Origin of the sequence: Rhodococcus sp. ENV425, from assembly GCF_002887785.1 — a bacterium.
Lineage (GTDB): Bacteria > Actinomycetota > Actinomycetes > Mycobacteriales > Mycobacteriaceae > Rhodococcus > Rhodococcus aetherivorans.
Window position 1 is genome coordinate 52404 of sequence record NZ_PCZU01000120.1, and the last position, 9633, is coordinate 62036.

Here is a 9633-nt window from a genome sequence, read left to right on the forward strand (position 1 = left end):
GTGGAACCCGGTCCGCTGCATGACCGTCACCGCGGCGTCGAGCACCTGTTTGCGGCGGGAGCTGGTGCGCACGGCTCGCACGGCCTCGTCCACGGGTAGCGCGTCGTGGTCGGTGGTCATGGTGGTGCTCCTCGTCGCCGCTGGGTCGGATCCACAGTACCGAGTGATCCGGGCGGGTCGTCCGGCGCAGCCCCGGGCGGCGGACATCCCGCGACGGCCCGCACGCCGGGCTACCGGGCGCGCGCGACGAATCCTTCCAGCAAGCGGACGGTGTCCGGCGTCTCGATCAGCCGGCTGATCTCGTCGAGCTCTCGGGCGAACCCCTCATCGCCCCGAGCTGCGACGATGCAGCGTTTGGCGGCCGCGTAGGCGGCCGGCGGCAGCTGCGCGAGTCGATCGGCCAAGGCTCGGGCCTCGGTCTCGACGTCGGCGTCGGTGGCCCACTGCACGATTCCGAGCCGTTCGGCCGCACGGCCGGTGACCAGTTCGGCGCCGAGAACGAGCCGGTGCGCCACCGACGGACCGGCCAGCCGGGTGAGCCGTTGCGTGCCCCCCGCACCGGGGAGGAGCCCGATTCCCACCTCGGGAAGCCCGAGCTTCACCGAGGCGCCCGCGACGCGGAAGTCGCACGCGAGGGCCAACTCGAGGCCGCCTCCCGTGGCGGCACCGGCGAGGGCGGCCACCGAGGGCTTCGGCAGCGCCTCGATGCGGGCGAACACGTCCTGGAGCCGTGCGGTGAAGCGGCGCAGGCGTGCACCCCGATCGGGCTGCGTGCTCCAGGACTCCATCATCGCGATGTCCGCGCCTCCGCAGAAGATCCGCCGGGCGCTGCGGATCAGGACGGCCCGTACGGCGGGGTCCTCGCCCAGCGTCGTGACCGCCTCGGCCAGGGCCTCCGCCTGCGCCTCGTCGAAGGCGTTGGCGGGGGGACGGTCGAGGGTGATGATCCCGACGCGGTCTTCGCGTGTGGTGACGACGCTCACGGTTACTCCAGCAGGTGTCGGTAGCGGGTTCGGTGTTCTTGTGGCAGAACGGTGTTGAGCACGAACCGGGTCTGCAGCCGGATGTAGTCGTCGAGGCTGTAGAGCCGGCCGAAATGCCAGTGCTTGAGCGCCCAGCCGTGGGCGAGCAGCACCAGGTCGAAGACCATCAGGTCGACGTCGACCGGGTTCATGATGCCGGCGTCGATGCCCTCGGTCAGCACCGCACGCAGCGGGGCGGAGGTGGCGATCTCGAGCCGCTTGAGCATCTCCCGCCCGGCCGGGTCGAGCGTGCGGCTCTCGCGGTAGGTCAGGGCCACGGCGTCGAGGTTCTCGTCGACGATCTCGACGAACCGGCCGATCCCCGCGGCCAGGCGCTCCACGGGGTCCGTGCCGGCCGCCGCCATCGCGGGCTCGAGCTGATCCCGGAACGCGTCCAGGATGGCGGTGATGGTGGCGAGGAGGATCTCCTCCTTGTTGCCGAAGTACTTGTAGAGCAGGCCCACGCTGACGTTCGCCTCGTCGGCCAGCGCCTGCATGGACATCTGATGGAACCCTGTGCGCTGCATCACCTTCGCGGCAGCGATCAGGATCTGCCTGCGCCGGGAGTTCGCACGGACCGCGCGCACGGCCTCGTCGATCGGCAGCTCGCTCGGATCGGCCGACATGGGCGTCCTCCTCGTCGCTCGGGACGGCCGCTCAGATCCCGAGATCCTTGGCGACGATCGTCTTCATGATCTCGGTGGTGCCACCGTAGATGGTCTGGATGCGGGCGTCGACGAACGCGCGTGCCACCGCGTACTCGCGCATGTACCCGTAGCCGCCGTGCAACTGCAGGCACCGGTCCGCGACCCGCACCTGCAGTTCGGTGGCCCACCACTTCAGCCGCGCCGCGCGGGCGGCGGTGAGCTCGCCGGCAACGTGCTCGGCGATGCAGTCGTCGAGGAACGTGCGGGCCAGATCCAGCTCGGTGGCCAGTTCGGCCAGCACGAACTGGGTGTTCTGGAAGCTCGAGACCGGCTTGCCGAAGGCCTTGCGCTCCCTGACGTAGGTGAGGGTCTCGGCGAACACGCCCTCCGCCGCGGCGACCGCGCCGATCGCGAGCGACAACCGTTCCTGCGGCAGGTTGTGCACGAGCTGGTAGAAGCCCTGTCCCTCCTCGCCGAGCCGGTTCGCGACCGGGACCCGCATGTCCGTGAAGGCCAGCTCGCTGGTGTCCTGCGCGTGCAGGCCGATCTTCTCCAGATTGCGCCCGCGGGAGAAGCCGGCGGTGTCGGCCTCGACGACGAGCAGGGTCAGGCCCTTGTGCGGGTCGTCGGAGGTGCGGGTGGCGACGACGAACAGGTCGCCGTTCTGCCCGTTGGAGATGAACGTCTTGGCGCCGTTGACCACGTAGTGGTCGCCGTCGCGCACCGCCGAGGTGCGGATGCCGGTCAGGTCGCTGCCGGTGCCGGGTTCGGTCATCGCGATGCCGAGGACGGTCTCGCCGGTGACGGCGCCGGGCAGCCAGCGCGCCTTCTGCTCGTCGGTGGTCATGTCGGTCAGGTACGGCAGCACGACGTCGTTCTGCAGCGAGAACGCGATCCCGGCGGCCGCGTTGCCCGCCCGGTTGACCTCCTCGATCAGGATGGCGTTGTAGCGGAAGTCGTCGACGCCGGGACCGCCGTACTCCTCCGGGACCGGGAAGCCGAGCAGGCCCAGCTTGCCGGCCTCGGTGAACAGGGACCGGTCGAGGCAGCTCGCCCGTTCCCAGTCCTCGTGCACCGGGGTGATCTTGTCCCGGACGAAGTCACGGACGACCTCGCGGAACTGCAGGTGCTCGGAGTCGTGGATCAATCGTGCGTTCATGGTGGGATTCCTGTCAGCGGAAGGCGTTTTCGCCGGTGAAGGCCTGGCCGAGCACCAGCTGGTGCATCTCGGGGGTGCCCTCGTAGGTGAGCACGGACTCGAGGTTGACCATGTGCCGGATGACGGGGTACTCGAGGGAGATGCCGTTGCCGCCGAGAATGGTTCGCGCGGTGCGGCAGATCTCGATGGCCTCGCGGGTGTTGTTGAGCTTGCCGAAGCTCACCTGCTCGGGCCGCAGCCCGACGCTGTCCTTGAGCCGGCCGAGGTGCAGCGACAGCAACTGGCCCTTGTGCAGTTCGACGGCCATGTCGGCGAGCTTGGCCTGGGTGAGCTGGAATCCGCCGATGGGGCGGCCGAACTGGGTGCGCTGCATCGAGTAGTCGCGGGCGGCCTCCCACGCCGAGCGCGCGGCGCCCATCGCGCCCCAGATGATGCCGTACCGCGCCTCGGACAGGCTCTGCAGCGGCGCCTTGACGCCCTTGGCCTCGGGCAGCAGCGCGTCGGCGGGCAGGCGCACGTTGTCCAGGACGAGTTCGCCGGTGACCGAGGCGCGCAGCGACAGCTTGTGCTTGATGGTGTGGGCGCTGAAACCGGGTGTGTCGGTGGGCACGACGAAGCCACGGACGCCCTCGTCGGTGTTCGCCCAGACCACGGCGACGTCGGCGATGGAGCCGTTGGTGATCCACATCTTGCGACCGTCGAGAACCCAGTCGGATCCGTCCCGGCGGGCGCGGGTCTTCATCGCCCCCGGGTCGGAGCCGACGTCGGGTTCGGTCAGGCCGAAGCAGCCGATGATCTCGCCCGCCGCCATGCCCGGCAGCCAGCGCTGCTTCTGCTCCTCGGAACCGTTGTTCCAGATCGAGAACATCGCGAGCGAGCCCTGCACCGAGACCAGGGAGCGGATGCCGGAGTCGGCGGCTTCCAACTCGAGGCAGGCGAGGCCGTAGTGCACGGCGGACGAGCCACCGCACCCGTAGCCCTCGAGGTGCATACCGAGGAGGCCGAGCTTGCCGAATTCGCGGGCGAGGTCGCGCACGCCGGGCAGGTCGCCGGCCTCGAACCACTCCGCGATGTGCGGAGTGACGTGCTCGGCGCAGAACTTGCGAACGGTGTCGCGGACGGCGAGCTCGTCGTCGGAGTAGAGCGAGTCGATGGCGAGCGGGTCGAGGGCGTCGAACTTGGGGAGGGTGGTGGTGCTCATCGGGTCATCCTCGAGTCGGAGGGAGCGGAGAAGAGGCCGGCGGCGAACTCGGCCGCGGCGGCTTCGGTGGCCTTGTAATGCAGCTTCTTGCCGGTGGGGGAGACGGGCAGGGTCTCGACGAACCGGTAGGCGCGCGGCCGCTTGAACGACGAGAGCATCGGGTGGGAGCGGCAGTGGGCGTCGAGGTGATCGACCGTCAGCGAGGGATCCTCGGCGACGATGTAGGCGACGACGATGCGTCCCCACTTCTCGTCCGGGACGCCGACGACGAGCGAGTCCTGCACCTGCGCATGGGCGTTGAGTGCCTCTTCCACCTGCACCGGGTGGACGTTCTCACCGCCGGAGATGAGCATGTCGTCCTTGCGTCCGACGATGGTGACGAACTCGTCGGCGTCCCAGGTGGCGAGGTCGCCGATGTGCAGCCAACCCTGGTGGAACTTGGCCCTCTCCTGGTCGGGGGTGTCGAAGTAGGCGTTGGCGCACTTGGGGGAGCGGACGATGACCTCACCGACGTCGTGGCCGTCGTGGGCGACGACGTCGTCGGGGTCGGCGAGCCGGTCGGGGTAGACGTGGACGACGCGGACCTCGTCGTCGGTGCAGGCGCGGCCGGCGCTGCCGGCGCGGTCGGGCAGGTCGGCCGGCCGCAGGAAGGTGTTCCAGAAGGCCTCGGTGGTGCCGTAGCCGTTGAAGATCCGGGGGTTGAGCACCTTCTGGTAGCGCAGCGCCGCCTCCTTCTCGAGCGGCGCGCCCATCGTGACGATGCCGCGCAGGCTGGACAGGTCGCGCGGGCGCGCCTCCTGGGCGGCGGCGAGCATGGCGAGATTGGTCGGTGCGCCGATGAGGAAGGTCAGTCCGTACGCGGCGACGAGGTCGAGGACCCGGTCGGCGTCGAACGACCGCAGCGGCACCACTTCACCGCCGACGTAGAACGTCGGGTTGGGCCCGCCCGCGTGCAGGCCGCCGCGGTGGAACCACGGGGTCATGTTGAGCGTCTTGTCGTCGGGGCCGAGCGGGAAGTGCATGATCACGTCGTGGGCGCTGAAGATCTCGATCATGCTGTTGAGCGGCACGCCCTTCGGCATGCCCGTCGTGCCGGAGGTGTAGAGACGGGTGGTCTCGTCCCACACCGTGCGATGCAGCGGCGGTAGCGCGATGCGGTCGGCGGCCAGGTGCCGGTACCGCATCACCGTGACGCCGGTGACTTCGACGGTGTCGCCGTCGCCGACGGCCACGATCACCCTCGGAGTGTGCGCTGCGAGCCGCAACGCCTCCTGCACCATGTCGGTGAGTTCGGTGTCGTAGACGAATACCGCAGGGGTGCACTTGTCGAGGACGAACGCCGTCTCGCCGGCCGCCAGGCGGAAGTTCACCGGCGAGCCGACCGCCCCGACGGCCTGCGTGGCGAGGTAGAGCTCGGCGAATTCGACGCCGTTGAACAGCTGGTAGGCGACGACGTCCCCGGTCTGCACCCCCGCGTCCGCCAGGCCCGTCGCGATCCGGTCGACGCGCTCCCCGAGCTGCGCGTAGGTCCACTGCCGCCCGGTGCCGGGGTCGCTCAGGGCGACCTGGTGTGCGTAACGCTTGGTGTTGCGCCGGAATCCGTTGAGGTACGTGAAGTCGTTCTCGAAGTACTCCCGGTAGGCCCGGGCGTTGTACGACGCGGTCATGGTGTCCGTCCTCCCTCGCGTGTCCGCGGTCAGCCGGCCATCGTGAGGCCGCCGCTGACGCTGATCACCTGACCGGTGACGAACGACGCGGCCTCCGACGCGAAGAACAGCACGGGGGCGGCGACTTCGTCGGGCCGGGCGAGCCGGCGGAACGGGATGGCCTTGATCAGTGCGGCCTTGAGCTTCTCGTCCTGCGCCTGGAACAGCGGGGTGTCGGTGGGGCCGGGGCACACGCAGTTGACGTTGATGCCGTGCCGCGCCATCTCGCGGGCGAGGGACTTGGTCAGCGCGATGACGCCGCCCTTCGCCCCGGCGTAGATCGACTCGCCGGAGCTGCCGACGCGGCCGGCGTCGGAGGCGAGGTTGATCACGCGGCCGCCGTTGCCGGCTTCGATGATGCCGGGCAGGAAGGCGCTGCACACGTGCACCGGGCCGAGGTAGTTGATCGCCACGACCTTCTGCGCGAATTCGGGTGTGGCGTTGAGGAACTGATCGGTGCGGTCCCAGCCGGCGGCGTTGACGAGCACGTTCGGCACGCCGACCTCGGCGTGGGTGCGCTCGCGCAGCTCGTCGACCTGGGCCCGGTCGGCGATGTCCACCGGCAGGGCGGTGATCAGCTCGGGGTACTCCTTGGCGGTGGCCTCGGCGGCGGCGAGGTCGAGGTCGGCGGCGACCACGCGGTCGCCCTGTGCGGCGAAGGCCAGTGCGATGGCCTTGCCGATGCCGGAGCCGGCGCCGGTGACCAGTGCGATGTTGCTCATGAGGGGTCCTCTCGGGGAATCCGAAATGGGGAGGGATCAGGCCTTGACGAACTTGGCGAAGTCGGCGGGCCGCTTCTCGGCGAACGCGTTGGCGCCCTCGAGGCCCTCGTCGGACTTGCCGAACAGGTCGAGCGCCGACATCGCGAGGTTGCTCAGGCCGGCCTGGTGGTCGGTGTCCGCGTTGAACGACTGCTTGAGGAACTTGATGGCGGTGGGGCTCTTCTCGGCGATCTCGGCGGCGATCGCCTTGGCCTCGTCGAGCAGCTTGTCCTGCGGCACGACCCAGTTGACCAGGCCCCAGCGCTCGGCGGTGGCGGCGTCGTACTGGCGGCACAGGTACCAGATCTCGCGGGCGCGCTTCTCGCCGACCACGCGGGCGAGGAAGGCCGAGCCGAAACCGGCGTCGAACGATCCGACCTTCGGGCCGGCCTGGCCGAACTTGGCGTTCTCCGAGGCGATCGTGAGGTCGCACAGCACGTGCAGCACGTGTCCGCCGCCGACGGCGACTCCGTTGACCGCGGCGATGACCGGCTTCGGGATGTCGCGAATCAGCTTGTGCAGGTAGCCGATCTCGAACATGCCGCTCTCGGTGGGGCCGTAGTCGCCGGTCTCGGCGCGCTGCTTGACGTCGCCGCCGGTGCAGAACGCCTTCTCGCCGGCGCCGGTGAGGATGATCGCCGAGACCCGGCTGTCGGCCCACGCGGCGCGGAACGCCTTGATGAGCTCCTCGACGGTCTTGCCGCGGAACGCGTTGTAGCGGTGCGGGCGGTCGATCGTGATGATCGCCGCGGGGCCGTCGATCTCGTAGGTGATGTCCTCGAACACGGTCATGATGACTCCTCGTCAGCGCAGGTCGGGTCAGGAATTGAAGTTCTGTTCATGAGTGATGAATTGTGCTTCACTAACTATGAACGTACATTCACTACCGGAGGGTGTCAAGGGTCACACGGCCCCCGGTTTCGGAAGGGAGATCTACGGATGATCGACGTCTACGTCGTCGACGGAGTCCGCACACCGCAGGGCCGCTACGGCGGCGCGCTCGCCCCGGTGCGGCCCGACGACCTGGCCGCACTCGTCGTCGGCGAGGCCGTCGCGCGCAGCGGCGTCCCGGCCGACGCGATCGACGAGGTGATCCTCGGCGCCACCAACCAGGCCGGCGAGGACAACCGCAACGTCGCCCGCATGGCGGTGCTGCTCGCCGGCCTGCCGCAGACCGTCCCCGGGTACACCGTCAACCGCCTGTGCGCGAGCGGGCTCACCGCTGTCGCCTCCGGGGCCCAGGCCATCCGGTCCGGGGAGGCCGACATCGTCGTCGCCGGCGGGGTCGAGTCGATGACCCGGGCGCCGTGGGTGATGAGCAAGCCCGGCACACCCTGGGCCAAGCCCGGCGCCGTCTTCGACACCGCCATCGGCTGGCGGTTCACCAACCCGCGCTTCGACGACACGACCACCCTGTCGATGGGCGAGACGGCCGAGGAGGTCGCGGCCCTGCACGGCATCATCCGGGAGGCGAGCGACGCGTTCGCGGTCCGCAGCCACCGGCGCGCCCTCGCCGCCATCGACGCCGGCCGGTTCGAGAAGGAGATCGTCCCGGTGCCGGTGCGCGACGGCGTCGTCGACGTGGACGAGGGCCCGCGGCGCGGGACCGACGAGGAGAAACTCGCCCGCCTGAAGCCGGTGTTCCGGGCCGGCGGCATCGTCACCGCCGGCTCGTCGTCGTCGCTGTCCGACGGCGCGTCCGCGCTGGTGCTCGCCGGCGCCGACGCGGTGCGCCGGCACGGGCTGACGCCGCGCGCCCGGATCGTCGGCAGCGCCTCGGCGGCGCTCGCCCCGCACATCATGGGCCTCGGCCCGGTCCCCGCCACCCGCAAGCTGCTCGACCGCACCGGATGGACCCTCGACGGCATCGGCGCGATCGAGCTCAACGAGGCCTTCGCCGCCCAGTCGCTCGGCGTCATCCGCGAACTCGGCCTGGACGAGGACCTCGTCAACGCGGACGGCGGCGCCATCGCGCTCGGTCACCCGCTCGGCTCGTCCGGGGCGCGCATCCTCGTCACCCTGCTCGGCCGCATGGAACGCGAGGGCGCGGCGCGGGGCCTGGCCACCCTGTGCGTCGGCGTCGGCCAGGGCGTGTCGCTGGCGGTGGAGGCGCCGTGAGCGACCACATCATCTCGACGATCCCGCCCGGGCGGTGCGGTACGGGGCCGTGGACAGGTAGAAACGCATGACCCGATTCCTGGAGAAGAGGACCAGCAGATGACAGGACTTCCCGACCGTGTTGCCGTGATCGGCGGAGGCCGCATGGGCGTCGGCATCGCCCATGCCTTCGCCGCGCTCGGCGCGACCGTGACCGTGTCCGAGACCGGCGACCTGGATGCCGCGCGAAAGCGGCTGACGGACAGCCTCTCCCGCGCGGCCGAGCGCGGCAAGCTCGTCGATCCGCTCGACGTGGTGGCCGGCCGGGTCGCGTTCGTCGCGTCGGTGGCCGAGCTGCCCGGCGACACCCGGCTGCTCGTCGAGGCGGTGCCCGAGGATCCCGGCCTGAAGAGGCGCGTGCTCGCCGACGCCGAGCGCGTCGTGCCCGACGACGCGGTGATCGCCACCAACACCAGCTCGCTGTCGCCGACGGAGCTGGGCGCCGCCCTGAGGAACCCGTCCCGGTTCCTGGGCATGCACTTCTTCAACCCGGTGCCCGCGTCGGAGCTGGTGGAGATCGTGCGCGCCGAGACGACCTCCGACGCGCTGGTGCGCGACGTCGCGGGCTGGGTGGAGCTGCTCGGCAAGACGCCCGTGGTGGTGCGCGATTCGCCGGGCTTCGCCACCAGCCGCCTCGGCGTGCTGCTCGGCCTGGAGGCGATCCGGATGCTCGAGGAGGGCGTGGCCGACGCCGAGTCGATCGACCGGGCAATGGAATTGGGGTACAAGCATCCGATGGGCCCGCTGCGCTCGACGGATCTCGTGGGCCTGGACATCCGGCTGGCCGTCGCGGAGTACCTGCACGGCACCCTGGGGGAGCGGTTCGCGCCGCCGCAGTTGCTGCGCGACAAGGTGGCCCGCGGCGAGCTCGGCCGCAAGTCCGGCCGCGGCTTCTACGACTGGAGCTGAGCGGGCAAGGATCCGACGTCCACGCACGAACGGGGGCGGGTCCGTAACCACGGACCCGCCCCCGTTCCGGG

At 70.4% G+C, this 9633-nt stretch carries 9 protein-coding genes and 1 pseudogene; 2 read left to right on the forward strand and 8 right to left on the reverse strand.

The features are described 5' to 3' along the window. From CQZ88_RS30750 to CQZ88_RS09535, 8 genes and pseudogenes are all read right to left on the reverse strand, one after another. A pseudogene (locus CQZ88_RS30750) lies at nucleotides 1-120 on the reverse strand (TetR/AcrR family transcriptional regulator); the annotation flags it as partial. Nucleotides 121-230: 110 nt separating this feature from the next. Continuing rightward, complete coding sequence (locus CQZ88_RS09505; RefSeq protein WP_006941078.1) at nucleotides 231-983, reverse strand: enoyl-CoA hydratase/isomerase family protein; 753 nt, start codon at nucleotides 981-983, stop codon at nucleotides 231-233. Between the two features lie 2 nt (nucleotides 984-985). Beyond that, nucleotides 986-1648: a TetR/AcrR family transcriptional regulator gene (locus tag CQZ88_RS09510; RefSeq protein WP_006941076.1), complete on the reverse strand. Its 663-nt coding sequence runs from the start codon at nucleotides 1646-1648 to the stop codon at nucleotides 986-988. Between the two features lie 31 nt (nucleotides 1649-1679). Then, the gene (locus CQZ88_RS09515) at nucleotides 1680-2828 is read right to left on the reverse strand and encodes an acyl-CoA dehydrogenase family protein (RefSeq protein ID WP_006941064.1); all 1149 of its coding nucleotides are present in this window, start codon (nucleotides 2826-2828) and stop codon (nucleotides 1680-1682) included. A gap of 13 nt (nucleotides 2829-2841) precedes the next feature. Continuing rightward, nucleotides 2842-4029, reverse strand: coding sequence for an acyl-CoA dehydrogenase family protein (locus CQZ88_RS09520; RefSeq protein WP_102799643.1), 1188 nt, complete (start codon nucleotides 4027-4029; stop codon nucleotides 2842-2844). Then, complete coding sequence (locus tag CQZ88_RS09525) at nucleotides 4026-5696, reverse strand: class I adenylate-forming enzyme family protein (protein ID WP_006941062.1); 1671 nt, start codon at nucleotides 5694-5696, stop codon at nucleotides 4026-4028. Before CQZ88_RS09525 ends, CQZ88_RS09520 begins: the two co-directional genes overlap by 4 nt. A gap of 29 nt (nucleotides 5697-5725) precedes the next feature. Beyond that, complete coding sequence (locus tag CQZ88_RS09530) at nucleotides 5726-6457, reverse strand: SDR family NAD(P)-dependent oxidoreductase (RefSeq protein ID WP_006941061.1); 732 nt, start codon at nucleotides 6455-6457, stop codon at nucleotides 5726-5728. A 36-nt stretch (nucleotides 6458-6493) separates the two neighbouring features. Next, nucleotides 6494-7288, reverse strand: a complete 795-nt coding sequence (locus CQZ88_RS09535; protein WP_006941059.1) for an enoyl-CoA hydratase-related protein — start codon at nucleotides 7286-7288, stop codon at nucleotides 6494-6496. Nucleotides 7289-7435: 147 nt separating this feature from the next. Between CQZ88_RS09535 and CQZ88_RS09540 the strand changes: the two genes are divergently transcribed. After that, nucleotides 7436-8614 (forward strand): thiolase family protein, encoded by a 1179-nt coding sequence (locus CQZ88_RS09540; protein WP_006941058.1) that lies wholly within the window; start codon nucleotides 7436-7438, stop codon nucleotides 8612-8614. A gap of 99 nt (nucleotides 8615-8713) precedes the next feature. After that, on the forward strand, nucleotides 8714-9562 hold the full coding sequence (locus tag CQZ88_RS09545) for a 3-hydroxyacyl-CoA dehydrogenase family protein (protein WP_050034728.1): 849 nt from the start codon (nucleotides 8714-8716) through the stop codon (nucleotides 9560-9562). Nucleotides 9563-9633 lie beyond the last annotated feature (71 nt).

Excerpts from the sequence above, each read along its gene's own strand:
- CQZ88_RS09510 (WP_006941076.1), bottom strand. The coding sequence starts at position 1,648 with ATGTCGGCCGATCCGAGCGAGCTGCCGATCGACGAGGCCGTGCGCGCG.
- CQZ88_RS09515 (WP_006941064.1), bottom strand. The coding sequence starts at position 2,828 with ATGAACGCACGATTGATCCACGACTCCGAGCACCTGCAGTTCCGCGAG.
- CQZ88_RS09520 (WP_102799643.1), bottom strand. The coding sequence starts at position 4,029 with ATGAGCACCACCACCCTCCCCAAGTTCGACGCCCTCGACCCGCTCGCC.
- CQZ88_RS09525 (WP_006941062.1), bottom strand. The coding sequence starts at position 5,696 with ATGACCGCGTCGTACAACGCCCGGGCCTACCGGGAGTACTTCGAGAAC.
- CQZ88_RS09530 (WP_006941061.1), bottom strand. The coding sequence starts at position 6,457 with ATGAGCAACATCGCACTGGTCACCGGCGCCGGCTCCGGCATCGGCAAG.
- CQZ88_RS09535 (WP_006941059.1), bottom strand. The coding sequence starts at position 7,288 with ATGACCGTGTTCGAGGACATCACCTACGAGATCGACGGCCCCGCGGCG.
- CQZ88_RS09540 (WP_006941058.1), top strand. The coding sequence starts at position 7,436 with ATGATCGACGTCTACGTCGTCGACGGAGTCCGCACACCGCAGGGCCGC.
- CQZ88_RS09545 (WP_050034728.1), top strand. The coding sequence starts at position 8,714 with ATGACAGGACTTCCCGACCGTGTTGCCGTGATCGGCGGAGGCCGCATG.